The sequence below is a fragment of the Parvibium lacunae genome (genome assembly GCF_003335215.1).
GTDB lineage: Bacteria > Pseudomonadota > Gammaproteobacteria > Burkholderiales > Burkholderiaceae_D > Parvibium > Parvibium lacunae.
Genome location: NZ_QPGB01000004.1, coordinates 114,090 through 140,275, shown reverse-complemented (window position 1 = coordinate 140,275; position 26,186 = coordinate 114,090). Strand labels below are relative to the sequence as shown.

Sequence of the window (26,186 nt, the reverse complement as noted above, 5' to 3'; positions counted from 1 at the left end):
CTCTACCAAGCTCATGCCGTTACGCTCGAATAGCTTGCACGGGGTCCATGCGTGCGGCTCGGCGTGCCGGCAGGGCAGCAGCACAAACCCCCACCAACACCGCGATTAGCCAAGCCAACAAAACCAATTTAGGGTCTAGACGTGGATTAAACAGCGCTGAGCCGTCGGGTGAGCGGTAAATATGGGAGAACAGCCACAGAAGTGAATACGATAAGGCTGAGCCGAGCAACGAGCCGAACAGGCCCACTATGCCGCCCTGCAATAAAAAGATCAGCATGATGCGATCGCGTGGTGCGCCCATTGCCCGCAAAATGCCAATTTCTTTCTGCTTCTGCACCACCGAGACGACCAGCACACTGGAAATCCCCAAGGCCACGATCAGGATTACAAATGTGCGAATCAAGTTATTGCTCACGCTCTGATTGAATAAGGCATTTAACAGCCCTGAATTGGTTTGCATCCAAGACTCTACGGTCAACCCGGTTTGCGCCTGCAGGCGCATGGCAATGGTGTTGGCGCTGAACAAATCGCTGACCGTCAGGTCGAGGTTCGAGACACCTCCCGGCAGGTCAAGCAGATTTTGCGCGACTTTCAAGGTGGTAAATACCCAGCGTCGGTTGAGATCTTTATTGCCCATGTCGAATAAGCCAACAATCGTGAGGGTATCGTCACGGCGTGCCTCGAAGCCGGTCGCGGTTAAGATGCGGATTTTATCGCCCACACTGACCCCCAGATCTTTGGCTAACTCGGTCCCGATAATTGTCTCTGTCCCACTGAGTTGAAATTGCCCGCGCACCATGTAGCTGGTCATTTTCACTACGCGCGTGTAATGCTCCGGCTGCACGCCAAGCAGCGCGATGGATTTGCTGGCACCGCCACGGATCGCAAACCCCGGCCCGGAAACAACGGGAGAAACCGCGACGACCCCCGGGCTGCGGGCGGCTAATTGGGCGATTTTCTCCCACTGATCGACGCTACGTAGGCGTTGAGCGCGGGGCTGAACCACCGCACTCACGGCATCGGGGCCAGGGATAGCGTCGGCGGCAGGAGACGATTCTGGATTCGTGTCGAGCAAGCCCCGCCGCGTCAGGTCTTCGGCGGGGCGAATAACGATGTGGGCTTGCGAGCCCAACACGCGGTCAATGATGGTTGCCTGGAGTTGGTTGATCAGTTGTGTTAAGAAGATGATCACGGCTACCCCGCCTGTCACGCCCGCCAAGATCAGCCAGGTTTGCATGCGGCCTTCGCGCAGAAAACGAATCGCAACCAGCCAAGCAAATGGCAAATGCCAGTTCATGCCTGCCCCAGTGCGGGTGGCGCATGGTAATGGCTCAGCAAGGAAAGCGGGGCCTCGCCAAGTTTGCTCACGGTTAATGGCCGCACACGTTCGCCGGGTTTCACGTTGGCCGTGGCGCTAATCACCTGATCGCCGGCTGCTAACCCTTGCAAAATCTCAACCATGCCGACGCCGCGCAAGCCTAACTGTACGGGCACCCGTACCACTCTACCGGCCTGAATCGCCAAGACGTAAGGCTGGGCACTATCCCGCTCTCGAATTGCATCGCTCGCCAGTTTCAAGGTTTGGGTTTTCTTACCCACCAACATTTCGACTGACACGGTCATATCCGCTTTCAAAAAGGCAGGCGGGTCGGCCACTTGCAGACGCACTTCCACCGTGCCACGCTGGGGGTCGATAGCAGGCGCCACAAAATAAAGCTGTGCGGCTATCGGCTGGCTCGGGTAGGCATCAGCCACCGCCACGGCTGCCAGCCCAGGCCGTAAGTAAGGTAATTGTTTCTCATCCACATTCACATAGAGCCGCGTCTCCCCCCGCTGCGCTAAGGTCAGTAATACTTTGCCGGGTTGCGCAATGCTACCGGGCTCGGCACTGCGGCTTAGTACGGTGGCAGGAAAGGGGGCTTCCAAGCGCATGTAAGTCTGCCGCACTTGCGCTGCCGCCAAAGCGGCTTGGGCTTGGGCTAAACGCGCCTGCGCCAATAGGGTCTCGGCGCCGTTAGGCTGATTTGCAGCAGCTTGCGTTTGGGCGCTTGCCAGTGCGGCGCGGGCTGTATCAAGGTTACGCTGGGCATCATCCAGCCGCGCTTGAGAAAAAAAGCCTTGTTGGGTTAATTGTTGGGTGCGCTGCCAATCAGCTTGGGCTACTTGCAAGTTGGCCTGCGCCTGGCGAACGGCCTGCTGACTGACTGGCTCACTGACGCCCTTCAACTGCTGCAACCGCGCTTGGGCTTCGCGCACGGCGGCTTGGGCTTGCCCCAAGCTGGCTTCACTTTCACCGTCGCGTAAGGTCAACAGGCGTTGCCCCGCTTCAACAACCTCCCCTTCACGCACCAGCACTTGATGAATTGTCGCGGTGACTTGAGCACCCAATTCAGCCCGCGCTGGCGTCACCACCCGACCGGTGGCGACAATCGTTTGCTGTAGCTCGCCGGACTCTACGGTGCGCGTTTCAACCGCTTTACTGCGGCCAGAAAAATAAAAAAACGCCCCGGCCAATACGGCCAAGGCAAGGCATGCAGTCCAGCCATAAAAACGAGTTATCTTCATGCGTACAGCATACCATTTCAACGCCTGGCGCGACGCTTAGAAACGATACTGCAACCCAAGCGTGGTGGCATAAAAGGTGGCAAAGTTATAGACGCTACGATTGTCAGCGCCGCCGTCAATCATGCGCGCCCCCACCAGCGCTTGCCAATTGGGACTCAAGGCGTAACCCACCCGCACACTGGCATCAATCGCGCGGCCGCGCGAGCTACCCAAAGCATCCATGTCGGCATAAAGATGCCAGCGCGTCGCTAACTGGCCAGTAAGCCCAACATGTAACAACGGCACCAGGCCGGTATCAGCACGTCGTGCCTGGCTGCCGCCTTGGCGTAGGGTGACCTCTGCATCGCGGATAAAGAGCGTACCGCCCAGCCATAACTGCCAGTTTGGCAAACCCGCGAACGGGGTAAATGGGGTGCGCCAGGTCGCCCGATAAGAATCAAAACGGTAATCAACTTGGGTGGGTTGATTGGCCTGAAAAGTTTGCCCTTCGTAACGTTGGGATTGCGAATAGGTGTGTTCACCACTCAGCCGTAACGGCGCGGCAACCAGCCGCCACTGCGACTCACGCCCACTCGGCAAGGTCACGGTTAAACGCGGCATCCAGGCGGTCCCCGTGGTGGCGCTTGCTAAGTCGATCCGGCTCGCGCTGCCGTCGTTGGGCGATTCAATCTGGTTCCGGCTGGCTTGATAACCGCCCACTTCCAGCTCTACCGAGCTGGCACGCGCCGATGGGTTGGCATTAGCGGCCGTGCAGAAAGCGGCCAGTAACGTCGTCAGCAAGGGTAGAGAAACAGGGGCGGTCAGGGAGGGTATTGACATAGTCATTGCTTTCTCGTGATGGGATGAATGAAGTGCAGTACCGTTTGTGCCAGGGCATGCGGTGTCTGTATCACGGTTGTATTTGGCAACAAGGCAAAATGGCTCGCGTCTTCCGCAGAATCGCTCAGCACAAGACAGGGTAGGTTGGGATTTAACGTGTGCGCTAATTGCAGTACCGCTTGAACGCAGGCTGCGTCTTGCACCGTTACCACCATCTGCGCAGCACGCATCACGTGCCCTTGAATCAGGGCTTCAGGGGTGGTTGCATCGCCGGCTACCGCTGACACGGTTTGTTGTCGCAGCCCCTCAACGCTCTGTCGATTACGCTCAATCACGACCCAAGGTTGGCCGGCATCGCGCAACATCGCCCCTAGCTGCGCGCCGATGGCGCCATAGCCCACAATAATGGTGTGGGCAGTGAGCTGCGCGGCTGGCGTGGTATCGGGTAAAACCGCCAAGGGGTCTTGCGTCATTGCCATCTGCCGCGCACGGCTGGAATGTCGACACAGCCACGTTTGCAACGGCTGAATCAATCGAAATAACACTGGGTTGAAGGCGATCGAGAATAACGCCCCAGCCACGATCAAACTGTTGGCTTCCGGCGAAAGCAAGCCATAGGTTAAGCCTAAGCCCGCCAAAATAAAGGAAAACTCGCCAATTTGCGCCAGGCTGGCGGACACCGTTAAAGCTGTATTGAGCGGATAGCGCCACAACAACACTAATAGCGCTGCTGCCAACGATTTACCGAACACGATAATGGCCAATACCGCCACTACCTTGCCGGGGGATTGTAAGAGAATCTGCGGATCAAGCAACATGCCAACCGCGACAAAAAACAAGACCGAAAAGGCTTCCCGCAATGGCAAGGAGTCTTCCGCCGCGCGTTGCGCCAGATGCGACTCACGCATAACCATGCCAGCGAAAAAAGCCCCCAGGGCATACGAAACCCCAAACCAATGGGCAGCGGCATAGGCGATTCCAAGCGCCAGCGCCACCACGCACAACGTAAACAGCTCACGTGAGCCGCGACTTGCGACATGCCATAACAACCAAGGTAAAAAGCGCCGACCAATTAGTAACATCAGCGCGACAAAGAGCACAATCTGCCCCAGTGTTTTGAGCAGGGCGCTGCTTAAGTCTAGGGTCGGCTGTGGGCTGCCGGTTGCTGGCGCCAATAAACCCGCCAGCGCGGGTAACAAGACCAGCACCAGCACCATCACGAAGTCTTCCACTACCAGCCAGCCAACAGCAATCTGACCATTGGTGCTATGTAATTGCTGGTTTTGTTCCAAAGCGCGAATTAACACCACGGTGCTGGCAACTGACAGTGCCAGTCCAAAAATCAGGCCAGTGCCCCAAGGCCACCCCCACGCGAGCGCCACGGCCAGACCGAGTAGGGTCGCCGTTGCAATCTGCACCACCGCACCAGGAATGGCGATTCGACGCACCGCCATCAGATCACCCACGGAGAAATGTAAGCCTACCCCAAACATCAGCAGCATGACGCCAATTTCCGCTAGCTGCGCTGACAGCACCTGGTCAGCCACAAAGCCGGGGGTGCCAGGACCGAGCAAGACCCCGGCGAGCAAATAGCCCAAGATGGTGGGCATGCGCAAGGCATGCGCCAGCAACCCGAGCGGCAAAGCCAGGGCAAGGGAGGCAGCGAGGGTGGTGATCAGATTAAGTGAATGGGCCATACACTGATGGACAGGCATGGCCCGGGGGAAGTTCCCCCGGCTAGGGGAATCCCTGTTGTTGGCTTAGGCGAAGAACTTATTGAACGACGGCACGGGCACGCAGTGATTTGACGAATTGGTCGAGCTGCAACGCTTCTAGTTCTTGACGCAGCTCGTCCTTGATAGTTTCCAGTGAAGGCGGCGGCAAATTGCGGGTGTCATCAACGCGGATGATATGGAAACCATATTGGGTTTGCACTGGCGCCGTGGTCGTTTGGCCCTTTTTCAAAGCGAGTAAGGCCTGCGCAAACTCGGGCACAAAATCACCTGCGGCCGCCCAACCCAGCTCGCCGCCTTTATCTTTGCTGCCAGGGTCTGCTGACTGTTTGGCTAAACTCTCAAATTTCTTGCCCTGTTTCAGCGCGGCCAACACAGCCTGGGCTTCTTTTTCTGTTTTCAGCAAAATATGCCGAGCCAGATACTGGGTGCGCTGCAGGGTTGATTTAATCCGCTCATATTCGTTTTGCAGTTTCTCATCGGTGATGGGATTGGTTTTCTGATAGTCACGCACAAACCCTTTGAGCACAATATTTTGCTGGCTCAGCGCTAATTCAGTCTGGACAGCAGGGTCTTGGGAAACCGCGGTTTTATTGGCTTCTTGTAACAACAGGTTTTTAATAATCAAATCTTCACGAATTTTGGCGCGTAGCTCAGGGCTGTCTGGTGTGCCGCGTTCTTTGAGTTGTGCGACGATAAAGTCGATATGGGCTTGGGGGATCGGTACGCCATTAACCCGCAGGGCGACGCTATCTTGGGCCAAGGCGGAAACACTGAAACCGAGCAGCAGTGCCGTAAACAGAGAGGTGGTGATTGAAGCGCGCATTATCTTTCCTGAGTCGTTTTAAGTTGGAGGGCGTAATCATACAAGTGATTTTTCTTGCCGCCGCTAATTTCTGCCGCTAACTGAGCCGCTTGTTTTGTGGGCAAATCAGGCAGCGTTGCCAACAGTATTTCCAGGGTTCGTTTCGCTGCCGCTGGAATCGCGGTATCGGGTCCGGCAGGCGCGGGAACCGCCGCCACCAACAAGGCAAATTCGCCACGCGCATGATAGGGATTTTGCGCCAACCAAGCGGGGGCTTGGGCCAATGGCATCACGGCAATTTGTTCAAATTGCTTGGTGAGTTCGCGTCCAATAACCAGTTGCCGCGTAGGCCATTGCTGGCTCAGTGCGGCAAGCGTCTCCGCGATGCGATGTGGGGCTTCGTAAAACAGCAAGGCGCCAGGCAGCATCCCTAACTGTGCGAGTACGGTTTGTCTTTGCGTGGCTTTGCTCGGCAAAAAGCCGATGAAATGCAGCGGATGGTCGCTATCGGTATCGTCTATGCCCGCCACGCTCAGCAAGGTGGCTAACGCCGAGGGGCCGGGAATTGGGATGATCGGAAAACCGGCTTGCCGCACCTGAGCGACCAAGCGTTGGCCGGGGTCTGATAAGCCCGGCGTGCCAGCGTCGGAAACAAAGGCCACCCGTTGCCCTTGCTGTAAATATGCAATCACTTTGACTGCCGCATCGTTTTCGTTGTGCTGGTGTACGGCTAGCATCGTCTTATGCAAGCGATAGCGGGCCAGTAACTGCTGGCTGGTGCGGGTATCTTCAGCAGCAACCACATCACACAAATGTAATACCGCCATGGCGCGCAAGGTAATATCACCTAAGTTTCCGATAGGCGTCGCCACCATGTAGAGCGCTGGGGCGGGATATGATTGCTGGGTTACGCACGGCTGCAGATGTGCAAAGAAATCGGCGCTGGGCAGGCCAGACAAGCTTGGAGGGAGAGGTTGAGTCATGATCCGTATTCTACGCAAAGCAGGCGACCGCGCCAACCAGGCAGCCATGCCCGCTGAGCACCTGACACGCGGGGCGGCGGCAGAAGCTGCCGCGCGAGCGCATCTGGAAACACACGGGCTACGCTGGGTCGCCAGTAACGTGCGCTATCGCCATGGCGAGCTAGATTTAATCATGCAACAGCATGACACACTGGTGTTTGTGGAGGTGCGCTATCGCCAATCTGCCCGCTATGGTGGCGCAATCGCTTCCGTTACCCCGGCCAAGCAAGCGCGCGTAAGGGCTGCCGCTGCGGCTTATTTGCAGGCGCAATCCGCTTACCAATCGATGCCCTGCCGTTTTGATGTGGTTGCGATCACGGGCAACGACATAGAATGGCTCACCGGTGCATTTTAGTGATCCAGTAGGGATCGACGCGCCTGCCCAGTGCTGTCGTGACAACCGGTATAATCGCAAAAAACACTGAGAACGCATGACCACTAAGGCTTGATCTGTGTTTCCCTAAACCTTTTTACTTCTGGTTATTGCCATGGATCTTGTTTCTCGCATTACAGATCATTTTCAAGCCAGTGCCGATTTGAAATTTCAAACTGCCGATCTGCTGGCACAACCTATCGCGCAAGCGATTGATTTGATGGTGAGTGCGCTCACCAATGGCAACAAGATTTTGGCTTGTGGCAATGGCGGTTCAGCAGCTGATTGCCAGCATTTTGCGGCTGAACTGGTGGGACGCTTTGAACGGGAGCGCCCGGAACTGCCTGCCTTGGCACTCACTACCGACAGCTCGATCCTCACCGCGATTGCCAATGATTATGATTACAACGCGATCTTCGCCAAACAGGTGCGCGGGCTAGGGCAGCCTGGCGATGTGTTACTGGCAATTTCAACCAGTGGCAATTCCGCGAATGTCATCGCCGCCATTCAAGCAGCGCAAGAGCGTGGGCTGGGCATCGTCGCGCTCACTGGCAAGCAGGGCGGCAAAATTGCCGGCTTATTGCAAGAAGCCGATGTGCATATCTGCGTACCCCATGAGCGCACCGCCCGTATTCAAGAAGTTCACTTACTGACCATCCATTGCTTGTGTGATGGCATTGATGCCTGCCTCTTAGGCGACCAATAATTCAACGGAAGGAGCCGTCATGTCCCCTCGCTATCAAACCTGGATTCGTTACAGTGTATTACTGGGTGCGCTCAGTGGTGCGGTATCAGGCTGTGCGGTTGTCATCCCTCCCCTGCTGGCCGGTGGAGTGGTTGCGGGCACCGCCCTCACGGTCACCGATCGCCGTACTTCGGGTATTCAAGTAGAAGACAAAGCGATTGATATTAAAGTCTCCAATCGACTCAAAGAAGCGTTTGGCGATAAGGCCCACATTAATGTCAATGTCTATAACTTGCGAGTGCTATTGACTGGTGAAGTCTCTGAAGCCAGCATGAAAGACGAAGCTGAAAAAATCGCCGCGAAAGTTGATAATGTGCGGGCGATTGTCAACGATCTGGCGGTGATGTGGCCAAGCACCACCACGCAACGGGCGAACGATTCACTGCTCACTACCAAAGTCAAAGCGGCGTTTGTGGATGAGAAAAAACTCTCTGCCAACGCTTTCCATGTGACGACTGAACGCGGGGTTGTCTACTTGATGGGCCGGGTCACTGAGTTAGAGTCGCGGATCGCGGCTGAAGTCGCCTCACGCGTTAGCGGCGTCCAACGGGTGGTTAAGGTTATGGAATTAATCAGCGATAAAGAATTGGCGGAGATCAATGCCAAATTCAAGGCTGAAGAGCCCGCCACGAAAGAAAAATAATGATGGGTTTCTGGCTGCTCCTCATTTTCCCCGCGCTGTGGGGAATTGGGGCGCACCAGCGTTTGCGTAGGCTCCGACTGGAAGCCGCCAGCCAGTGTCGTGAATTACGGCTGGCGCTATACAAGCGCTACGATCTCATTCCGCACCTGGCGGAAGCCGTGGCGGGCTACCTGAAACACGAGCGCGAACAAATCGAACAGCTCATCGCCCTGCGCACACAAGCGACGCAAAGCCTGGATTTACTGTATGCCGAGTTAGAGCATTTGCGCTTTAATGCGCTGCCAACGCTATTGCATCACGAAGCACGTTTACGACTCGCCTTGAATGGCTTACTCAACACCCTGCAACAGCAAGCCGATGCGCTGGGCGATCCGAATGTGCAGCGCTGGCAGCAACAATTACAGGCGCAGGTTGAGCCCATCTATTTACGCCAGCAGGAGTTTAATCGGGCGATAGAACGCCATAATCGAGCCGTGACCACCCCGCCCGCCAGTTGCTTAGCTTGGCTGTTACGTTATCGGCCGATTGCTCTCTTTGAACCCGATGCCGTTCGCTTACCCAAAGTGTGAGGGTTGAAAAAGGTCTTATGCCAACATTAACCATCACTGACCTGTCTATTTATCCGATTAAGTCTTGTGCGGGTATCACACTGGAAACGGCACTGGTAACCGCGCATGGCTTGCAATATGATCGTCACTGGGTAATTGTTGATCACCAGCAGCATTTTCTGACTCAGCGCCAACATCCGCGTATGGCCCTGATTCAGCCAAGCTTAAGCAAGCAACAGCTACAGCTCAGTGCCCCCGGCATGTCGCCCCTGGTGCTGAGCACCGAGCCCCCTAAGCAACCGGACTCCCCGTGCAATGTCACGGTCTGGCGTGACAGCATTCCGGCATGGGATGAAGGCAATCAGGCGGCGCAGTGGCTCAGTGAATTCCTCGCGCAGCCGGTGCGCTTGATGCGCTACGCCGAACCGTATCAGCGCGCTTGTGATCCGCAATGGGCCGGTGACAGCAAGGCCTATACACATTTTGCCGATGGCTACCCGATCTTGGTGGTCAACACCGCCTCCCTGGCTGAGCTGAATCAGCGCCTGGCGGCAAATGGCTCGACAGCGATACCCATGAACCGTTTTCGCGCCAATATCGTTGTCAGCGGTGACGAACTGGGCGCATTTGAAGAAGATTATTTAGAGACTTTGAGCAGCATGGGCTTGGTTCTGCGTGCGGTGAAGCCTTGTGCGCGTTGCAGTGTCCCCAGCGTGGACCAACAGACCGGGGTTCACACCGGCCCGGAGCCGACCGCAACCCTAACTCACTTTCGCCATGATCCCCGAGTGCAAGGGGTGACGTTTGGGCAAAATCTGATTATTGAAGCCGGGGCAGGCACCACATTAACAGTAGGTAGCACCCTGCACGCCGCACTGAATTTTTGAGAGCCAGGCTGGGCTAGCCACTGGTATGGGGTATGTTGCTCACACCACCTCGAACCCGGCATCTTCAACCACGCGCTGAAAGTCAGCGACAGTGACTTGCTCAGGATCGTATTCCACGTCTGCACTGTGCGTATCAAGCATCACCTGGACCGCGGCAACACCCGGCAAAGCACTTAATACGCGGGTCACGGCGGTGACGCAACCCCCACAGGTCATGCCTTCAATCAGTAATTTGGTTTTAGTCATGTTTTCTCCTTGCAGGAAGGGTCAAATCAAGCCGGTTAAGTAACAGGCTATTCGTCACTACTGACACGGAGCTGAATGCCATCATCAGCCCTGCCAGTACCGGGCTTAGGTAACCGCAGGCGGCCAGCGGAATCCCCAAAACATTGTAGATGAACGCAAAAAATAGATTCTGCCGGATTTTGTGCTGGGTGGCGCGGGCGAGCACAATCGCTTTGACCGCGGCCTGCACATCATTCTGCAACAAAGTGATCGGTGCCGTTTCCAAAGCGACGGTGTGCCCACCCCCCATGGCAAGACCGACATCGGCGTGCGCCAGGGCGGGGGCATCATTGACACCATCGCCCAGCATGCCAATCAAATGCGGCTTCTCCCTATGAATGCCGTGAGGCTCATGCTGCTGTTTGTAAGCTTGAATCCAAGCCACTTTGTCGGCAGGCTGCTGCTCAGCCGCCCAGGCTGAAAGGGGCGCGCCGGCGGCGGCCAGTTGGTGCGCGACGTGTTCAGCAACAGTAGCCCTGTCGCCAGTTAACATCACTGTGGCTATCCCGATTTCACCCAAGGCCGCAAGCGCCGGGGCGCTGCTTGGGCGTAGTGTGTCAGCCAGCGCTAACCACAACCACGGCACGGCCTCGCAACGGTTCTCGTTAGTTGGCGTATAGCTAGCGGAAAGCGTGGCAACTGGGGGCTGCGGCAGGCTCACCAAGACCATCATGCTGGCAGTCGCCGGCAGCTCAGGGGGCACCGCCAGCTCAAACCAACTGGGCTTGCCTAAAGCGTAATAACGCCCTTCGATACATGCGCTGACGCCTTGCGCAGTATGCTGCTGTAGTTGACTGATTTGTTCGGTAGCAATATGTCGCACGCCGGCGGCACGGGCATGGTGAATCACGGCCTGCGCCAGTGGGTGGGTGCTGCCGCGCTCTAACGCCGCCGCCAGCGCCAGGGCCTCATCCAAAGTCACCGCCTGCGCCAGGGCGGTTGGGGCGAGTTGTGTTTGGACCACCTGAGGCTGACCCTGCGTCAAGGTGCCGGTCTTGTCCAAAACCAGGGTTTTTAGCTGGGCGGCTCGTTCGAGTGCCCCCGCATCACGAAACAGAATACCGTGGCGTGCTGCGAGGCCCATCCCCACCATGAGCGCCGTTGGGGTTGCTAACCCCAGCGCGCAAGGACAGGCAACGACCAACACCGCCACGGCATGCAGCATGCCGGTCAGGATACTGCCAGTCCAAGCGATGGTAATGACCGCAGTCAAACCAGCGATGAATAACACGGTGGGCACAAAAATCGCGGCGATCCGGTCTGCCAGGGCCGCAATCGGGGCTTTACTGGCTTGGGCGTGCTTCACCAAAGCAACGATCTGGGCAAAGTGGGTTTGCTGTCCTGCGGCTTGTGCTGTTACGCGTAAGAGCCCCTGGCTAACGCTGAGTAACTGGGTCGCCGCATAAACGCGATCGCCAGGCGCTTTATCGATCGGCAAACTTTCTCCGCTTAACGTGCTTTCATCACACTGCCCCAACCCGCTCAAGACAACCCCGTCAACGGGTAAACGTTCACCAGCCCGCACGCACACAGTCATGCCCGGCTGAATGGCCGTTACTGGCAGGGTTAACACCTGCGGGCCGGTGGCAGCATCCAGCGTTTCAACCTGGGCGGTTTGCGGTGCCAGGGCCAACAATGCTTGCAGGGCTTGGGCGGTATGGCGTTTGGCGCGCTGCTCTAGCCATTTGCCCAAATAGACCAAGGTCAGCACCATCGCACTCGTTTCAAAATACAGCGGAGCGGGCCATTGCCACCACCAACTTGCGGTGCTGGCTAACCAGGCGGTGGTCGTACCGAGGGCGACCAAGACATCCATATTGGCCGCCCGCCAGCCACCGCTTGCTAAGGCGCGCCAGGCCGCACGATAAAAGGTGGCGCCAACAACGCCTTGCAAAAGGGTTGCTAAGAGGAATTGAAGACCCGCTGGGACCAGGTGTGGGGTGAGCGCGGCGCTATGCCACCCATGGCGGAACATCACGGTCATTTCGAGTAAAAATGGCAGCGTGCAAAATAGGGCGAAAGCCAATAAACAGCTCGAATAGGGGCTCGCGGGCAAGGCTATCGGCTGCGTTTGTTCGAGTGGGCTGCCGCTAAAACCGGCGCGTGTAATTTGCGCGAGGATGCTGGCTTGGGCTTGGGCGAGATCAGGCTGGGCTTGCAGCCACTGAATTTGTGCTTGTTCAAGGGCGAAATTGACTTGGGCCTGCACCCCCGGTAAGCGATTGAGTTGCTTTTCAAGGCGACTGGCGCACGCGGTACAGGTCATGCCGCTGATTTGAAAGGTTTGCTGCATCAGGCTCACCCCATGAAGAACACCAATCCATTGTCGCAGAAAGGTCGCTGCTTGCCCTGCGCTAGCGCAAACCAGGCTGCATTAAGACAGTGCTGCTTGCCAAGAATCAGGATGCCGATCGCGCAGATGAGCGGCGAGCCGCATCCGGTTGGCACACCGCGCAGGCAGGATCTTGCGCATAACGAATGGTTTGCCATTCTTGTCGTAGCGCATCAAATAAGTGCAATCGGCCAAGGCTAGGCGCGCCGCAAGGGGCTAAGAGCTTAAGCGCTTCGGCGGCTTGGGCAGCCCCAATAATCGCAACCAACGGGGCAAAAACGCCCAGGGTGGCGCAACGCATGTCAGCAACCTCGGTCACCTCGTCACCGCCCGGAAAGAGGCAGTGGTAGCAAGGGGCCTGGGTTTGCCGGGCATCAAACACCGTCAATTGCCCAGAAAAGCGCACGGCTGCACCCGAGACGAGCGGCACCCGATGTTGGACACATGCCTGGTTAATCGCGTGCCGGGTCGCAAAATTGTCACTACAGTCCAACACCACATCAACCTGGGCGCAGAGGGTGTGCAGTCGATCAAGGGTGGCTTTTTCAGGGTAGGCGTGAATCAGTACATCGGGATTGAGCTGGTGCAGAAACGCCGCCGCCGCGCGTGCTTTAGGCTGGCCCAAATCGGCGGCACGATACAGAATTTGTCGCTGCAAGTTGCTGGCGTCAACGGTGTCGTGATCAACCAAATGCAACTCGCCCACCCCGGCGCTGGCCAGGTATTGCGCCGCTGGGCAGCCTAAGCCCCCCAGCCCAACAATCAGAACGCGGCCTTGGCGAATCCGTTGTTGCCCTTCAATCCCCACTTCATCCAGCAAGATGTGGCGCGCATAGCGCGTTAGGGCTGCGTCATCCATGTCGCTTATTTTTTCTTGTCAGGAGTGGCCGCTTTGTCAGACGGTTTGTCTTTCGCCGTGCCACTTGCGCCTGCGCCCTCTGACTCGGTATTGTCAGCTTTGGTCGATAGCTTCACCGGCTGACCTTTCAGATGATTCAGCGCTTGTTGCAACTGGTAGTCTTCTGCTGTGCCAAACTCGATCGCTTTGGTGCGCTTGGGATTACGGACAAATTTCTCACTCTCTTGTTTTTTATCTTCAGTGACTTTGTCATTGCTCAAGTGGCCATCGAGATCGGCTTCGCGCAGGGGATTGGCAAATAATTCGCCGTCGGGTGTTTCTTCAACATAAAAGTCTGGGTTGATCCCCTTAGCCTGAATCGAGCGATCTTTGGGGGTGTAATAGCGGGAAATCGTCAACTTAATAGCGACTTTGTCTTTATCGTCGAGTGGGATAATCTGCTGCACCGAGCCTTTACCAAAACTCGGCGTGCCCAGTATTTTCGCACGGTCGTAATCTTGCAGGGCGCCAGAGACAATCTCGGAGGCCGACGCGGAACCGCTGTTCACCAAAATGACCAAGGGCACTTTTTTGACCGCGGGCGGTAAATTTTTTAGGGGGTCGGAGGGAAAAAGATTGCCATCTTCGCGAGTCAGGTAATCTTCAACACGCGCATAGCTTTTTGTTTGGGCTTGCTGCAACTGTCCCTTGGAAGAAACGACGAGCACATTGCGAGGTAAAAACGCGGCAGACACGCCAACCGCCCCTTGCAAGACACCGCCTGGGTTATTGCGTAAGTCGAGCACCAGGCCTTTCAGTTCACCGTCTTTATAGAGCTTGCCTAACTCACGGGCCAGATCAGCGGTGGTCGGCTCAGTAAATTGCGTGATCCGCACATAACCAAACCCGGGTTCGATAAGTTTACTGCGCACGCTCACAACCTTGATGATGTCCCGTGTGAGCTCAAACTCGAGCGGCTTTTCTTCGCCCTTACGCAGCACGCCCAGCTTGACTTTGGTGCCCGGCTCACCACGCATTTTATCGACCGCCTGCTGCAAGCTCATGCCCCGGACTTGTGCCCCATCGACGCGAATAATGTAATCCCCTGCCCGAATACCAGCACGAAACGCGGGCGTTCCTTCAATCGGGGAAACGACTTTGACCACTTTGTTTTCCATCGACACTTCGATGCCTAGGCCGCCAAATTTGCCGCTAATGCTGGTCTTCAGTTCTTTATACGATTTTTCATCCAGATACGAAGAATGCGGGTCCAACTCGGACACCATGCCATTGATCGCATCCGTAATAAGTTTTTTATCTTCGACCGGTTCGACATAACTTTGCTTGATCAAGCCAAACACATCGGTCAACTGCCGGATTTCCTCGAGCGGCAAAGGCGCACGCGTATCTTTCTGGGCCCACGCCCCAATACCGAGGCTTATCAGGACACCGGCGCTCAAACTGGCGCCGATCAAGGCTAGATCACGAAAAGGGCGGCGTAAAGTAGGACTGGACATGCGAGCTTTCTGTAGGGTGCGGCGGTCAATTCATTACGAGTGCATCACGATTATCTGGTGGCTTCTAGCCTGACGTTATCAGAAAGTAAGCCTTAAGGGGCGCGGCTGGCCGCCCATTTCATCGGGTCAAAGGGCTGCCCACGGTGACGCAGCTCAAAGTATAAGCCTGTTTCGGGATTCCCGCCGCTATTTCCAGCGCTAGCGATGGTTTCACCGCCTTTGACGCGCTCACCGGGCTGCTTATACAGGCTTTCATTGTTGCCATAGATACTCAGATATTGATTGCCGTGGTCAATAATTAACAAATTGCCGAATCCCCGCAGCCATTCGGCAAAGACGACCCGCCCATTCGCAATCGCCCGAATGTCTGCCCCAGCGGGGGTGCGAATAAATAAGCCTTTCCAGGTGGTCCCGCCTTGGCTGCCAATCTGGCTCCGGGCGGTGCCGAAACGGCCAATTAACTCGCCGCGTACCGGCAGTTTCAGGCGTCCCTTGAGTTGTTCAAAGTCAATGCCGCCCCCTTCTGCCACCGCATCATAAACGGGGCCACTGCTGGGGCCACTGGGTGTCTCTGCGGCTAATTGACGGTGGCGTGATGGCTCACTATTGCTGGCGGTTTTATCGCGCGCTTTATCACTACCTTTGTCGCTACCTTTGTCGGCTTTCTCTGCCACCGCCGCAGGGGAGCGCGCCTGCCGCTCTTTCTCCCGCGCAGCATCGCGTTCTTTTTGCCGTTCGCGCAAACGGGCTTGACGTTCCTTTTCGGCTTGCTCAGCAAGCAATTTGCCTAGGTTATCAATCAGGCGGGATAGCCGCGCCTCATCGCGTTGCAAGGCGCCCACTTCCCGTTTTTGGGCGCTGATTTTATGGGATAGCTCGGCTAACAAGCGTTGGCGGGTGGCTTGCTCACGCAATAAGGTTTGTTTCTCTGTTTCTTCTTGCTCGCGCAGGCTGGCTAGTTCAGTTAGTTGTTGCGCAATATTTTGAGCCAATTGCTGCAGTTGTAACAGATCACCGCGCATGGCTTGAATCTCGGTAGCATTGGCTTTGGAGACATAGCTCAAGTATTGCAGTTCCCGCTGAATGCGGTTTGGATTATCACCATTAAAGAGGGACCGCATTTGGTCCGGGCTGCCATTGATATATTGACGTTTGAGGAGTTCTGCCAATCGCTGTTGCTGCGTCTGTAGGCGTGCCTGGGTGACACGCTGTTCCGCTTGGGTCTGGGCCAAGGCGCTTTCGCTCCGCGCCACTTGCTGACTCAGCTGGCGCAACTTACGGTTAGCCGTAGAAATAGCCCGCTCCGATTGGGCGAGGGCATCGGCAACTTCATTGCGATCCGCTTCGCTGCGTGCCAGCGCCTGCTTCATGGTTTGCAGCTTTTCCTGCAGGGCTTGTTGCTGCTCGCGGGTTTGCGCCCGTTGCACCTGTAGAGGCTGGGTGGGTGGGGCAGCCTTGGTCGTATTGCTCGCACCGCCGGGCTGAGCCAGCCCAGCGCTCATGCTGCCGACCCCGGCAACCAGCAGTGCCAGGGTTCGCGCCATCACCAAGACACCGGGAATACGCACTATGCCTTGGCTTTACCCTGATTCGCTACCGCTGCCATGGCGGCCGCAATCTCTGCCTGATCGCCCAAGTAATAATGCCGAATCGGACGCAAGTTCACATCCAATTCATACACCAGAGGGCGCGCAGTGGGAATGTTCAGTTTCAGTACGTCTTCTTCGCTGAGTTGATCAAGGTATTGGCACAGCGCGCGTAAGGAATTGCCATGGGCAGTAATTAGTACCTGCTTACCGGCCTTCACCGCAGGGGCAATCTCGGTTTGCCAAAACGGCACAACCCGATCTACCGTGTCTTTCAAGCACTCGGTGGCAGGCAGCTCATTCGGCTTCAGGTGCGCGTAACGGGGGTCGTGGCGCGGGTGGCGCGGGTCATTGGCGGCCAAGGGGTTGGGGGCAATCGCATAGGCGCGTCGCCAGATCAGCACTTGCGCTTCGCCAAATTTAGCCGCTGTTTCTGTTTTGTTTAACCCTTGTAGATCGCCATAATGGCGCTCATTGAGATGCCAGTCTTTAATCACTGGAATCCACATGCGATCCAGTACGTCCAGCGCGGTATAGCATGTGCGAATGGCGCGCTTGAGAACCGAGGTGTAGGCCACATCAAACTGGAAACCTTCGTCACGCAACAGCGCGCCGGCCCGGCACGCTTCACGCCAGCCGTTTTCGGTAATATCGACATCAGTCCAGCCAGTAAAGCGGTTTTCGAGATTCCATTGGCTTTCACCATGACGCAGTAAGACAACTTTATACATAACAAGGGCTCCGCAAGAGAAAGATTTTTCCTGTCGGGTATTTTATAATGGCCGCGCCTATCATCGACTTGCGATTTTCTATGAATACCGATTTTTTTCTACAAAACAGTGTCTGGTTTGGGGCCGCGATCGCCAGCGGTAGCCTGCTGGCCTACTCTTACTGGCGCGAACGAGGCTTGACCGAGGTGCTCGGCACCGTCGGGGCGATTCAGTTGATCAATCGCGAACACGGTCAATTGCTAGATGTACGGCCCGCGAAACAATATGCCAACGGCCATGCGAGCGGGGCGAAACATATTGAATTGAATCAGCTTAGCACCGCGCTAAGCCAGCTTGATAGCAAACACCCGTGGTTGGTGATCGGCAGTGAAACCGAAGCCGGACGCGCCCTCAAGCTGCTTAAAGGCCGTGGTTTGCGGGCCTACGCCTTAGAAGGCGGGCATAATGCCTGGGTCCAGGCGGGTTTGCCTGTCACACGGGACTAGCGCCCCACGATGCGCGTGATCCAACCCCGTCAAAGGATGCGTTATGCCTAAAGTTGTTATGTACGCCACTGGTGTCTGCCCGTACTGTGTGATGGCAGAAAAATTACTGCGCCAAAAAGGCGTAGAAACCATTGAAAAAATCCGGGTTGACCTCGACCCCGCCCAACGCGAGCAGATGATGCAACAAACTGGGCGCCGAACCGTGCCACAAATATATATCGGCACGACGCATGTTGGTGGCTTTGATGATTTATCCGCATTAGACCGTGCGGGCCAGCTGGAGCCTCTCTTGCGCGATTGACCGTGTGCTTAGCGCCGTGCCACCATCATGTTTCACTTTTTTAACCCTTGTTATCTCTTTTAACCTCTTTAACCTCTTTAACCCTCTAAAGGTCACCATGAGCGACACTACCGCCACCCCTGAAACCGCCTTCAACATCCAGCGCATCTATCTCAAAGATTTGTCTGCAGAGTTGCCTAACGCGCCGGCGATTTTTCTCGAACAAGGAAATCCGAACGTTGATGTGCAGCTCAATATGGAAGCCACGCCATTGGCGGAAACCATTTTTGAAGTTGCCGTTACCGCAACCGTCACCACCAAAATTAACGATAAAGTTGCATTTTTGGTTGAAGCCAAACAAGCGGGCATTTTTGAAATCGTAGGGGTGCCCAATGAGAACCTGGAAGGGATTTTGAGCGTGGTTTGCCCCAATATCGTGTTTCCCTACCTGCGCAGCAATGTTGCCGATGCCATTAGCCGCACAGGGTTCCCACCGGTGCATTTGAATGAAATCAATTTCGAAGCAATCTACTTGCAGCGCCTGCAAGAGCAGCAGGCGGCAAGCGGCCAAACCGAATCAGGGTTGATCGTGCCACCCAGCATGACGCATTAACCCCGACGACGTCGGAAATTGTTCATGCCGCGCACCATGCTCAAAGTCGGTCAGTCACTCATCCTGTTGTTAGGGCTGCTACACGCCGTGCTGGTTTACCCGCAAACGGCCCCAAAGCTTAACCAATGGGGCAGCGTGGGGCAGCCTGCGATTCTTTATGATGCCCCGTCAAAACAAGCCAAGCCCTTGTTTATTGCCCCTGCTGGCATGCCTGTGGAAGTGTTGCTGACCCTCAACGCCTTTGTCAAAGTCCGTGATGCCGAGGGTAGCGTAGCATGGCTGGAAAAGCCGGCGCTGAGCACGCTGCGCACCGTAGTTACACGCCAAGCGACCTCCCTTTACAGCGCGGCTAACGAGAGTGCATCGATCACCTTATCGCTAGGCAGCGGAGTTTGGCTCGAATGGCTCGATAGCAACAGTGAGGGAGCCTGGCTAAAAGTCCGCTATCGCTCTGCCTCCGGCAGTGAAAGTGGTGTCATCACGGGCTACCTCAAAAAAGCTGCCGTGTGGGGCTATTAAGGTGACCCGACCATGACCTCACTGTCAATCGCCGTGCTTGGTGCGGGAGCCTGGGGCACCGCACTAGCCCAAGCGCTAGCCGCCCACCCCAATCACCTTGGCACACGCCAAGTGATCCTCTGGGGGCGCGATGCCGCGCTGATGCATAGCCTGCAAACACAGCGTCAAAACCAGCGCTACCTGCCTGGGATCACGCTCTCTGCTGATCTTCGTATTACCGCCACCTTGCCCGAGGCGGTAAATTTTGCGAAAGATGGCGTGCTGATTTTGGCTTGCTCGGTCGCTGGGTTACGGCCTTTGTGCGAACAATTGGCAACGCTGCGGCAGAGCGGAATGGCCTTGCCTCCCCTGCTCTGGCTTTGTAAAGGCTTGGAAGAAGGGACGGATAAATGGCCGCATGAGATTGTGCAAGACATTCTCGGTGCGCATCCCTGCGGCGCATTATCCGGCCCCAGTTTTGCGCTCGAAGTCGCACAAGGATTACCCGCCGCATTAACGCTTGCCAGCGCTGATGCCGCCCTCGGCGCCCAACTTCAAGCGGTGCTCCATGGCAAGCCCTTGCGGATCTATACCAGTCATGACGTGCTCGGTGTTGAGGTAGGCGGCGCCGTAAAGAATGTGTTAGCTATCGCCACCGGCATCAGCGATGGCTTACAACTGGGGCTCAATGCCCGCGCCGCACTGATAACCCGTGGACTCAATGAAATGGCACGTTTGGCGCAAGCGCTGGGCGGCCATGCTGAGACCATGATGGGCTTGGCCGGCTTGGGGGATTTGCTGCTCACAACCACGGGTGATCTCTCGCGCAACCGCAAAGTTGGCCTGCTGCTGGCGAGTGGGCTTAACCTGGAAGCAGCCCTGGCTCAGCTCGGCCACGTCGCAGAAGGCGTGCGCTGCGTGCCGAGCGTGCTGGCGCTTGCTAACCGCCATCATATTGCCATGCCATTAACGAGCATGGTGCATGCGGTGCTGTTTGAGGGGGTCTCGCCGGCGACTGCCGTCAATCAATTATTGGCTCGCGAAGCGGGGAGCGAGCATTTATCTAACCCTAGCTAGATAGGTCTGCCGATGCATCATTCCTGGTTGCGTACTCGCCTGAGCTGTTTACTGCTGACACTACCGATGTTGGGCTGTGCTGGGCTGCGCCAGGCAGCAGATGAGATCTCGACGACGACCTCCACTACCGCCAAATCGGTCTCAACCACGATTAGCCAAGCGGCAGAGAAAATGGCAAATTATGTCAATGAAAGTGTGAAAGAGGCCGTAAAACGAGCCAACGCGCCGCTGGGCCAATACCCAGAGGATTACGCCTACCTTCCACCCAGCCCTGATGTCGGCGGCTAACCCAGCTTTTCAACGTAATTCCCTGCTGCATGTCCGTAATTTGGCGCTTCCGGCCAATCCCAAAAACAGGCTTGCTCCCACAAGAAGATGATCTGCAAAAAACTTAGCCCGCCGGTTCGGCGGGCTAAGCATGCGCTAGAAATTGACACTAGGGCCGTTATTGGAAGAAGTTTTCACCGATGGTGATGTTGACGCCAACCCAATACTCTTTGCTTACGCCATTTTCTTGCCCCGCATAGTATGGCTTGTAACTTTTCAACCAGCCTGCATATCTAGAAGAACTTGAACCAACGGTACAAGGCCATGCATCACTGTAGTTATAAGATGCATTAGACCTGAACCATTTCAGCCCACCGGTAACAATTTTGTCCCAAAAGAGATTCTCTTTGCTCTTGAACTCCGCCGCCACACCAGGCCGGTAACCCGCAAAGGTCAAGCGCGGTTTGTCAACGCCCATTGCGTAGGTGTTTCTATTGCATTGGCCCCTATAAAACATAATATCGTTGGCCAGATTCTTCTCGTTGACATCAATGGCAGCCGTGCTATTAGCCCTAGGGCCCATGAAACCATGCTCTTCCAACGTATATTCCGAGCGCAAATTAATGCCTGACTTCGCAACCGCACCATAAGCAGCAGGAATAGAACCAGCTTGCTGCCTTGTTTGATACACGCCATGATCGGCATAGCCATCCCAACGGTCTATACGTTTGGTAAATGATTGTGATCTATTTAGGCTTCCGCTCAGACTGGGAACAAATGTCTGTAAATTCAATGAACCACCGATTGAATAGCCTTGTGACCAAGTTTGTTCCACATAATCTTTTTGGTAAGAATCGCTGGTATTCCATGACTCTGCCGAAGGGCCATAGCCAATAATGGGGTTGCCTGAATCAACTGAGTTGTAGTTGAGTGTTGCTTGATAGCCCATGCCATACATAATGGCGTGAATCCGGGTATCACTAATCTTCTTGATCGTGACTACGTTGAGGGCGTCTTTCGGATAGATGCCGCATTTTCTCAACCCTACCATACAGAAATCATCGCCTTCACCTGCATACACTCTGGCAGCAACGTATCGCTGACCCGTTTTGTCTTGGTAAGCATTAACATACAGATACCCCACCGCAAACCAACCATCTTTTAGCGAAACGATCTCTGCCCGCGCATCAAATTGGCTAAAATCCGTCGCGGGGGCCGCGCTTGGATTATTGGCAATCTCCGTAGCTTTATGAATATTTGCGGCAGCAGCAATCGCTAAGTCGGCGACCGTTTTGAACTCTTCCCAGCTCGCGCCGTTATAGTTCCCAGCATCATCAATCAACACGCCAGCAACCGCTTTCTCGGCACTCTTTCTAACCATTGCGGTAGCAATCAAACCCAAACCACGGCCTTCTGAGAGCGCGTCATAAAATTTATTGACGGCTGCCATGCTAGATTTATCTGTCGCAGCTTGATTCACGGTGGCTTCAAAAGCGCTCTTCGTATTCTCTATGGGCGAAGTTTGCTGCGCTGCGCTGAAGATTTTGTCGCTGTCTAGCACCAAGGTGCCTTTGAATTCTTTAAAGAAGGCGCTGAGCTGTTTGGGTTCAATACCGGGCGCTTCGGTGTTGATATAAGCAATCGTTTCAGCCGTATTTGGAATCGAGCCTAAGCTACTGGGAATAAACAACCAACCGTCTTCGGCTAACTTTTTGCCATACACCCCTTTTTGCTCTGTTAGGGTGTAGATGTTCCGCTTCACGCTCGCTACTTTTTCGTCAAAGCCGGCAACACGCGTATCGTCAAGCGCGGGTGTTGCTGTCGCATTGGTGTTGGTGTCTGCGGTCGCCACTTTATCGCCACCGCCACAAGCCGCTAGCAACAACGTGGTCGCAAGCATCGAACAAGCTGAAATTTTGCTGTAATTCATGGTGTCTTCTCCATATCTATTGCAACCCAACTGAATCAACCCTGATAGCCTGGGTTGGGTTGCGACTCGGCCTAATAGTGTGTTGATTTGTAACTACTTTGGCAGGAGAAAACACTGGGCACAAGCATACAGAAGTATGTGTGCCCCTCAATAATCACGGTTAAAACGAAGAAAAATGCGCACTACCCATGACGCAACCGCTTTACCCAAGCGCTGTCACGGATTGCCCAGCGCGCCTTGAGCAGGCGATGATGCGCTTGCGCCAACGCAGCGGGCCGGCTGACGGCACCGCTGAAAGTCGGCATGGTGTGGGTACGGAAACGGGCTTTGTAATCATAATCCCCCCCGCCCAATTCCAAGGTATGAAACCCATGGCTGGCGGCTGCCAGGGCGCAACCGTGCAGCAGTTGGGTACCTGGCGAATAGCGCGCAAATTCAGGTTCGTACCAGAGCAGGTTGAATTGAAGCACGCCGCCTGCGGCAATACCAAAGCTGCCCGCAATCAGCTGGCCATCAACCTTGAGCGACCCAAAATAACCCCGGAACGGCGCATCGGCAGTGGTGTGGAAGAGGCGCTCAAAAACCTCGCGAATCCAAGGTACGGCAAAAATGTCGTGGCCGGGGCCAAGGGTTTCAAGATATTGCCGCGATTTCCCTGCCAGCATGTGTTGAAAATCGCTGGGATCGCGGTTATCAAATTGAAATTCTACGTGTTCGTACGCACGCCGAATTTTGCGTTCTTGCGTTTCAGCGTCTTTGATAATCCGGGCTTTGGCGCCATTGTAGGCGGAGGATAGACGGGCGCAGTAAGCGTTGTATCCGCCTTCCAGATCCATCCATTGCGTATAGGTATCTTGCCAGCGGTGCGCTTGGAATTCCTGAAACGCCGCAGGAACATGACGAAAACGCCAGTACCGCTTGCCACTTGCGGCGAGCCATTGCGCCGGGTCAATATGCGTATGTGGGCTATAAATTGGGCCTTGGTAGTCATCCAGTGGGGCGGCCAACCCCGGATTGAAGTGATGGTGCTGCGCCTGGTGCGGCCATAAGCCACAGAGGGTATTCTCGGCATACGCTAGCGTCAGGCGCGTATCTGGCCGTAAGGTCGCCAGCAATTGATACCAGGCTGGCTGGTAATACGGCCGGTTGTAGCAAGGGCGGGAACCTAACAACGCTTGCCACTGTTGAAGCAGGCTGGGGTCAAGTTCACGCGCAGAGAGAGTGTCAAATTTCACAACAGTATCCAGAGAAGCAAGAGGACGGCATGGGAGTCAGGCATGCATACAGATCATGATTGACCATAGGCTTTTTGCTGAAAGCCAAACAAGGCGCTCAGTTTACCCGCTTGCGCCGCCGCCGTTCGCAACCAAGCAAAGGCTCGATGAACGCGAATAGGGAGATAGCACAGGGCTAATACGAGTGCCAAGGCCCCTTGTAAGACCGCCCGCGTGCTTAGATATAGTAAACAGCGTAAACGTGGCCAGCCTTGGCGTGCCGCTAGCTCGCTGCGCATAAATAATTGCCCGAGCCGATAGGCGCGTTGCAGTAACCACCTCGCATTGGCCCGCTCCAGAGGGACCCACTCGTAGACGGGGGCCGTATCGCACCAGACCACGCGTGCGCCCCGTGCCAGCAGTTGGCGAAAGAGCCAGCTATCTTCGCCTCCCGTGCGACCAAAATGCAGGTCAAACGGGCCCGTTTGTGCTTGCTCAAGCAAGCTGGCATTCGCAACCAGGGGCTGACATAACGCCAGCAAACTCGGTCGATGCAATAACACATTGCCGCTGCGGGTCTCCCCCAGCGGAACCAGGGTGCCAGAGGCAAAGCGCGGGCGCTCAAAGTAGCCGCCACGTTGTATCCAGCCTGGAATATGGGCTGCGTAGCGGGGGACCACGGGTGCCAGCACCGCCTGAGCTTGGGTATGGACTTGGGTTTGCCAGAGCTGGTATAGCCAATCAGGCTCTGGTTGCTCGTCATCGTCAATCAGCGCCACCCACTCGGTTTGCGCCAGATGAATCGCGCCATTGCGTGCCAACGAAATGTTGGCTTGGGGAACGTGCTGCCAGGATAAGCGCCCGGCCCATTGTTGCTCAGCATTCATCAAAACGGCTTGCGCGGAAGCGGCGGGGTCATTGTCGATGACACAGACATGCACTTGAGCGGCGGGATAGGTTTGATCCCACAAAGCTTGCAACAATGTCTGCAACCATGCCGGGCGACGGAAGGTACAGATACAGACGGTTATCGCCGGGCAGGAAGAAGTAAGCGGCTGTGAATTCATGACACCCAGAGTTTAGTGGGTTGGCGCTGACACGGGTGATAACGCTTGATTGCTGCGTCGCTTGACGAGCGGTAACAAGAAGAACCAATTTGTCAGCAATTCAAGCACTTCGATCAGGATTAAGGTCAGAATCGCGCCGCGGATTCCCCACTGAGAAAGCGCGTAGTTAGCGCAAATCAGCATGGCCAGTAGGGATCCCGCGCCTTGCCAAAATAACAACCGGAATGCGCCATAACTCGAGAGCCAGGTGGTACCAATCCAGCGCAAGGTATTAATCGCGAAATAGACGCCCCACAGCACAATCAGGGCTTCAAGACCGGCATATTTTTCACCGAGAATATGCTGCTGTAGCAACGGGTATGCGAGGTACAGACACGCCACATAGACCAAGGTTAAGCCTTCTAAAGCCAACATTGATAAGGCACTTAATTTACGCAGGCCAGCCCAATCATGTTGCGCCAATAAGCGGCTCGCATAGGGATGCGCGACGCGCGACCAAGCGACCGCCGCGAGCGCGATGGGGATCATGAGCAGGCGCGAAGCATTCAGCTCCGCCGCCGCAATCACCCCCAGCCAGAGGCTGGATAGATAGAGGTAGCTGTAGTTCGCCAGCCACCCGACAATCGCGCCGGGCATGGCCCAGCGCCCTTGTTGTCGCACTTCCTGAAAGGCGGTTTGTACCGTCTCTGGATGCGCAGCTACCTGAGCGACGGGCATGCTGCGGTGACCGCGCCACGCCGCTAACCCGGAAGCAAGGGCCAAGGTGACTAATACGGCATCAATCGCCAGCCACCCTTGCCACGCAAGAATACTCATGCCAATCAAGACCGCGATCGCGTAAAGCAGGTCAATCTTGAGCACCGTACGCACATCATGCTCAATAAAGTTGGCACTACGCTGGCATTCCCGCAAACCACTAGTAAGCACATAGGCTGCAAAAGCAAACTCTATCCCGAGGGGGGTATCGAGCCAGTGCTGACTTTCCCACTGCACCTCTTCAAAGAAGAAAACAGCGGCGACCCCCAGCGCGCCGAGAACCGCCATCACCGCCGCACTGATCATTTGAAAACGATAAACCCGCGCAATTAGGGTCGCTTTATCAGCTTGCAATAAGCGGCCAACAACGGTTGTGAGGGGCCCGCCCAGCCAGGCTTCTAACAGCGTGTTCACAAACAAACCCAACGCAAAGAGCTGTGCATAGAGGCCGTAGGTTTCTTTGGTCGCCAGCTTGATCAGCAACACGCCAATCGCAAAATTCAAGGCGCTGAGCAAGACCTGATCAACGACAGCCAGTGCCGAAGCTGAGAAGAGTTGGCGGGTTGGCAT

General features: G+C 55.7%; 27 protein-coding genes. 11 read left to right on the top strand and 16 right to left on the bottom strand.

Annotated elements, in window-relative coordinates; all coding sequences use genetic code 11:
* Positions 1 to 19: 19 nt before the first annotated feature.
* From DU000_RS09785 to rsmI, 6 genes are all read right to left on the bottom strand, one after another.
* Positions 20 to 1,297 carry an ABC transporter permease gene (locus tag DU000_RS09785; RefSeq protein WP_114403226.1) on the bottom strand — a complete coding sequence of 426 codons (1,278 nt, stop codon included), beginning with the start codon at positions 1,295 to 1,297 and terminating at the stop codon, positions 20 to 22.
* Positions 1,294 to 2,565 (bottom strand): efflux RND transporter periplasmic adaptor subunit, encoded by a 1,272-nt coding sequence (locus tag DU000_RS09780; RefSeq protein WP_114403225.1) that lies wholly within the window; start codon positions 2,563 to 2,565, stop codon positions 1,294 to 1,296. The genes DU000_RS09785 and DU000_RS09780 overlap by 4 nt, the downstream gene beginning before the upstream one ends.
* A gap of 36 nt (positions 2,566 to 2,601) precedes the next feature.
* On the bottom strand, positions 2,602 to 3,390 hold the full coding sequence (locus tag DU000_RS09775) for a hypothetical protein (RefSeq protein WP_147266993.1): 789 nt from the start codon (positions 3,388 to 3,390) through the stop codon (positions 2,602 to 2,604).
* The gene (locus DU000_RS09770) at positions 3,387 to 5,081 is read right to left on the bottom strand and encodes a cation:proton antiporter domain-containing protein (RefSeq protein WP_114403223.1); all 1,695 of its coding nucleotides are present in this window, start codon (positions 5,079 to 5,081) and stop codon (positions 3,387 to 3,389) included. The genes DU000_RS09775 and DU000_RS09770 overlap by 4 nt, the downstream gene beginning before the upstream one ends.
* Positions 5,082 to 5,157: 76 nt before the next feature.
* Positions 5,158 to 5,943, bottom strand: a complete 786-nt coding sequence (locus DU000_RS09765; protein WP_114403222.1) for a peptidylprolyl isomerase — start codon at positions 5,941 to 5,943, stop codon at positions 5,158 to 5,160.
* Entirely contained in the window at positions 5,943 to 6,905 is a 963-nt protein-coding gene (gene rsmI / locus DU000_RS09760) for a 16S rRNA (cytidine(1402)-2'-O)-methyltransferase (protein WP_240001867.1), read from the bottom strand. Before rsmI ends, DU000_RS09765 begins: the two co-directional genes overlap by 1 nt.
* Here rsmI and DU000_RS09755 point away from each other — a divergent pair.
* The 5 genes from DU000_RS09755 to DU000_RS09735 all read left to right on the top strand — a co-directional run bounded on the left by DU000_RS09755 (position 6,904) and on the right by DU000_RS09735 (position 10,140).
* Positions 6,904 to 7,299 carry a YraN family protein gene (locus tag DU000_RS09755; protein ID WP_205074056.1) on the top strand — a complete coding sequence of 132 codons (396 nt, stop codon included), beginning with the start codon at positions 6,904 to 6,906 and terminating at the stop codon, positions 7,297 to 7,299. The two genes, rsmI and DU000_RS09755, sit on opposite strands and share 2 nt — an antisense overlap.
* A gap of 133 nt (positions 7,300 to 7,432) precedes the next feature.
* Complete coding sequence (locus DU000_RS09750) at positions 7,433 to 8,023, top strand: phosphoheptose isomerase (RefSeq protein ID WP_114403221.1); 591 nt, start codon at positions 7,433 to 7,435, stop codon at positions 8,021 to 8,023.
* Between the two features lie 19 nt (positions 8,024 to 8,042).
* Entirely contained in the window at positions 8,043 to 8,705 is a 663-nt protein-coding gene (locus DU000_RS09745; protein ID WP_114403220.1) for a BON domain-containing protein, read from the top strand.
* Positions 8,705 to 9,274: a LemA family protein gene (locus tag DU000_RS09740; RefSeq protein ID WP_114403219.1), complete on the top strand. Its 570-nt coding sequence runs from the start codon at positions 8,705 to 8,707 to the stop codon at positions 9,272 to 9,274. Before DU000_RS09745 ends, DU000_RS09740 begins: the two co-directional genes overlap by 1 nt.
* A 17-nt stretch (positions 9,275 to 9,291) precedes the next feature.
* The gene (locus DU000_RS09735; protein WP_114403218.1) at positions 9,292 to 10,140 is read left to right on the top strand and encodes an MOSC domain-containing protein; all 849 of its coding nucleotides are present in this window, start codon (positions 9,292 to 9,294) and stop codon (positions 10,138 to 10,140) included.
* A gap of 39 nt (positions 10,141 to 10,179) precedes the next feature.
* Here DU000_RS09735 and DU000_RS09730 read toward each other — a convergent pair whose 3' ends face one another.
* The 6 genes from DU000_RS09730 to gpmA all read right to left on the bottom strand — a co-directional run bounded on the left by DU000_RS09730 (position 10,180) and on the right by gpmA (position 17,429).
* On the bottom strand, positions 10,180 to 10,386 hold the full coding sequence (locus DU000_RS09730; RefSeq protein ID WP_114403217.1) for a heavy-metal-associated domain-containing protein: 207 nt from the start codon (positions 10,384 to 10,386) through the stop codon (positions 10,180 to 10,182).
* Positions 10,379 to 12,718, bottom strand: coding sequence for a heavy metal translocating P-type ATPase (locus tag DU000_RS09725; RefSeq protein WP_114403216.1), 2,340 nt, complete (start codon positions 12,716 to 12,718; stop codon positions 10,379 to 10,381). Before DU000_RS09725 ends, DU000_RS09730 begins: the two co-directional genes overlap by 8 nt.
* Before the next feature lie 106 nt (positions 12,719 to 12,824).
* A complete protein-coding gene (locus DU000_RS09720; RefSeq protein ID WP_114403215.1) occupies positions 12,825 to 13,616 on the bottom strand; it encodes a HesA/MoeB/ThiF family protein in 792 nt (263 codons plus the stop codon).
* A gap of 5 nt (positions 13,617 to 13,621) precedes the next feature.
* Positions 13,622 to 15,112 carry a S41 family peptidase gene (locus DU000_RS09715; RefSeq protein ID WP_114403214.1) on the bottom strand — a complete coding sequence of 497 codons (1,491 nt, stop codon included), beginning with the start codon at positions 15,110 to 15,112 and terminating at the stop codon, positions 13,622 to 13,624.
* Between the two features lie 92 nt (positions 15,113 to 15,204).
* Positions 15,205 to 16,680: a murein hydrolase activator EnvC family protein gene (locus DU000_RS09710; RefSeq protein ID WP_114403213.1), complete on the bottom strand. Its 1,476-nt coding sequence runs from the start codon at positions 16,678 to 16,680 to the stop codon at positions 15,205 to 15,207.
* Positions 16,680 to 17,429, bottom strand: coding sequence for a 2,3-diphosphoglycerate-dependent phosphoglycerate mutase (gene gpmA, locus DU000_RS09705; protein WP_114403212.1), 750 nt, complete (start codon positions 17,427 to 17,429; stop codon positions 16,680 to 16,682). The genes DU000_RS09710 and gpmA overlap by 1 nt, the downstream gene beginning before the upstream one ends.
* 80 nt (positions 17,430 to 17,509) lie before the next feature.
* Between gpmA and DU000_RS09700 the strand changes: the two genes are divergently transcribed.
* The 6 genes from DU000_RS09700 to DU000_RS09675 all read left to right on the top strand — a co-directional run bounded on the left by DU000_RS09700 (position 17,510) and on the right by DU000_RS09675 (position 20,670).
* Positions 17,510 to 17,914: a rhodanese-like domain-containing protein gene (locus DU000_RS09700; RefSeq protein WP_158529682.1), complete on the top strand. Its 405-nt coding sequence runs from the start codon at positions 17,510 to 17,512 to the stop codon at positions 17,912 to 17,914.
* A 43-nt stretch (positions 17,915 to 17,957) separates the two neighbouring features.
* Positions 17,958 to 18,215: a glutaredoxin 3 gene (grxC, locus tag DU000_RS09695; protein WP_114403210.1), complete on the top strand. Its 258-nt coding sequence runs from the start codon at positions 17,958 to 17,960 to the stop codon at positions 18,213 to 18,215.
* Positions 18,216 to 18,312: 97 nt separating this feature from the next.
* Complete coding sequence (secB, locus tag DU000_RS09690) at positions 18,313 to 18,807, top strand: protein-export chaperone SecB (protein ID WP_114403209.1); 495 nt, start codon at positions 18,313 to 18,315, stop codon at positions 18,805 to 18,807.
* 24 nt (positions 18,808 to 18,831) lie between these two features.
* Positions 18,832 to 19,326 carry an SH3 domain-containing protein gene (locus tag DU000_RS09685; protein WP_114403208.1) on the top strand — a complete coding sequence of 165 codons (495 nt, stop codon included), beginning with the start codon at positions 18,832 to 18,834 and terminating at the stop codon, positions 19,324 to 19,326.
* 12 nt (positions 19,327 to 19,338) lie between these two features.
* Complete coding sequence (locus DU000_RS09680; RefSeq protein ID WP_192878475.1) at positions 19,339 to 20,382, top strand: NAD(P)H-dependent glycerol-3-phosphate dehydrogenase; 1,044 nt, start codon at positions 19,339 to 19,341, stop codon at positions 20,380 to 20,382.
* Positions 20,383 to 20,394: 12 nt separating this feature from the next.
* Positions 20,395 to 20,670, top strand: coding sequence for a hypothetical protein (locus tag DU000_RS09675; RefSeq protein ID WP_147266992.1), 276 nt, complete (start codon positions 20,395 to 20,397; stop codon positions 20,668 to 20,670).
* A 157-nt stretch (positions 20,671 to 20,827) separates the two neighbouring features.
* Here DU000_RS09675 and DU000_RS09670 read toward each other — a convergent pair whose 3' ends face one another.
* The 4 genes from DU000_RS09670 to DU000_RS09655 form a co-directional block, all read right to left on the bottom strand.
* Complete coding sequence (locus DU000_RS09670) at positions 20,828 to 22,579, bottom strand: hypothetical protein (RefSeq protein WP_114403206.1); 1,752 nt, start codon at positions 22,577 to 22,579, stop codon at positions 20,828 to 20,830.
* Between the two features lie 182 nt (positions 22,580 to 22,761).
* The gene (locus DU000_RS09665; RefSeq protein ID WP_114403205.1) at positions 22,762 to 23,814 is read right to left on the bottom strand and encodes a GNAT family N-acetyltransferase; all 1,053 of its coding nucleotides are present in this window, start codon (positions 23,812 to 23,814) and stop codon (positions 22,762 to 22,764) included.
* Between the two features lie 53 nt (positions 23,815 to 23,867).
* A complete protein-coding gene (locus tag DU000_RS09660) occupies positions 23,868 to 24,860 on the bottom strand; it encodes a glycosyltransferase family 2 protein (protein ID WP_114403204.1) in 993 nt (330 codons plus the stop codon).
* 12 nt (positions 24,861 to 24,872) lie between these two features.
* Positions 24,873 to 26,186 carry a lipopolysaccharide biosynthesis protein gene (locus tag DU000_RS09655; protein WP_114403203.1) on the bottom strand — a complete coding sequence of 438 codons (1,314 nt, stop codon included), beginning with the start codon at positions 26,184 to 26,186 and terminating at the stop codon, positions 24,873 to 24,875.

Excerpts from the sequence above, each read along its gene's own strand:
- DU000_RS09785 (WP_114403226.1), bottom strand. The coding sequence starts at position 1,297 with ATGAACTGGCATTTGCCATTTGCTTGGCTGGTTGCGATTCGTTTTCTG.
- DU000_RS09780 (WP_114403225.1), bottom strand. The coding sequence starts at position 2,565 with ATGAAGATAACTCGTTTTTATGGCTGGACTGCATGCCTTGCCTTGGCC.
- DU000_RS09775 (WP_147266993.1), bottom strand. The coding sequence starts at position 3,390 with ATGACTATGTCAATACCCTCCCTGACCGCCCCTGTTTCTCTACCCTTG.
- DU000_RS09770 (WP_114403223.1), bottom strand. The coding sequence starts at position 5,081 with ATGGCCCATTCACTTAATCTGATCACCACCCTCGCTGCCTCCCTTGCC.
- DU000_RS09765 (WP_114403222.1), bottom strand. The coding sequence starts at position 5,943 with ATGCGCGCTTCAATCACCACCTCTCTGTTTACGGCACTGCTGCTCGGT.
- DU000_RS09755 (WP_205074056.1), top strand. The coding sequence starts at position 6,904 with ATGATCCGTATTCTACGCAAAGCAGGCGACCGCGCCAACCAGGCAGCC.
- rsmI (WP_240001867.1), bottom strand. The coding sequence starts at position 6,905 with ATGACTCAACCTCTCCCTCCAAGCTTGTCTGGCCTGCCCAGCGCCGAT.
- DU000_RS09750 (WP_114403221.1), top strand. The coding sequence starts at position 7,433 with ATGGATCTTGTTTCTCGCATTACAGATCATTTTCAAGCCAGTGCCGAT.
- DU000_RS09745 (WP_114403220.1), top strand. The coding sequence starts at position 8,043 with ATGTCCCCTCGCTATCAAACCTGGATTCGTTACAGTGTATTACTGGGT.
- DU000_RS09740 (WP_114403219.1), top strand. The coding sequence starts at position 8,705 with ATGATGGGTTTCTGGCTGCTCCTCATTTTCCCCGCGCTGTGGGGAATT.
- DU000_RS09735 (WP_114403218.1), top strand. The coding sequence starts at position 9,292 with ATGCCAACATTAACCATCACTGACCTGTCTATTTATCCGATTAAGTCT.
- DU000_RS09730 (WP_114403217.1), bottom strand. The coding sequence starts at position 10,386 with ATGACTAAAACCAAATTACTGATTGAAGGCATGACCTGTGGGGGTTGC.
- DU000_RS09725 (WP_114403216.1), bottom strand. The coding sequence starts at position 12,718 with ATGCAGCAAACCTTTCAAATCAGCGGCATGACCTGTACCGCGTGCGCC.
- DU000_RS09720 (WP_114403215.1), bottom strand. The coding sequence starts at position 13,616 with ATGGATGACGCAGCCCTAACGCGCTATGCGCGCCACATCTTGCTGGAT.
- DU000_RS09715 (WP_114403214.1), bottom strand. The coding sequence starts at position 15,112 with ATGTCCAGTCCTACTTTACGCCGCCCTTTTCGTGATCTAGCCTTGATC.
- gpmA (WP_114403212.1), bottom strand. The coding sequence starts at position 17,429 with ATGTATAAAGTTGTCTTACTGCGTCATGGTGAAAGCCAATGGAATCTC.
- DU000_RS09700 (WP_158529682.1), top strand. The coding sequence starts at position 17,510 with ATGAATACCGATTTTTTTCTACAAAACAGTGTCTGGTTTGGGGCCGCG.
- grxC (WP_114403210.1), top strand. The coding sequence starts at position 17,958 with ATGCCTAAAGTTGTTATGTACGCCACTGGTGTCTGCCCGTACTGTGTG.
- secB (WP_114403209.1), top strand. The coding sequence starts at position 18,313 with ATGAGCGACACTACCGCCACCCCTGAAACCGCCTTCAACATCCAGCGC.
- DU000_RS09685 (WP_114403208.1), top strand. The coding sequence starts at position 18,832 with ATGCCGCGCACCATGCTCAAAGTCGGTCAGTCACTCATCCTGTTGTTA.
- DU000_RS09680 (WP_192878475.1), top strand. The coding sequence starts at position 19,339 with ATGACCTCACTGTCAATCGCCGTGCTTGGTGCGGGAGCCTGGGGCACC.
- DU000_RS09675 (WP_147266992.1), top strand. The coding sequence starts at position 20,395 with ATGCATCATTCCTGGTTGCGTACTCGCCTGAGCTGTTTACTGCTGACA.
- DU000_RS09670 (WP_114403206.1), bottom strand. The coding sequence starts at position 22,579 with ATGAATTACAGCAAAATTTCAGCTTGTTCGATGCTTGCGACCACGTTG.
- DU000_RS09660 (WP_114403204.1), bottom strand. The coding sequence starts at position 24,860 with ATGAATTCACAGCCGCTTACTTCTTCCTGCCCGGCGATAACCGTCTGT.
- DU000_RS09655 (WP_114403203.1), bottom strand. The coding sequence starts at position 26,186 with ATGCCAACCCGCCAACTCTTCTCAGCTTCGGCACTGGCTGTCGTTGAT.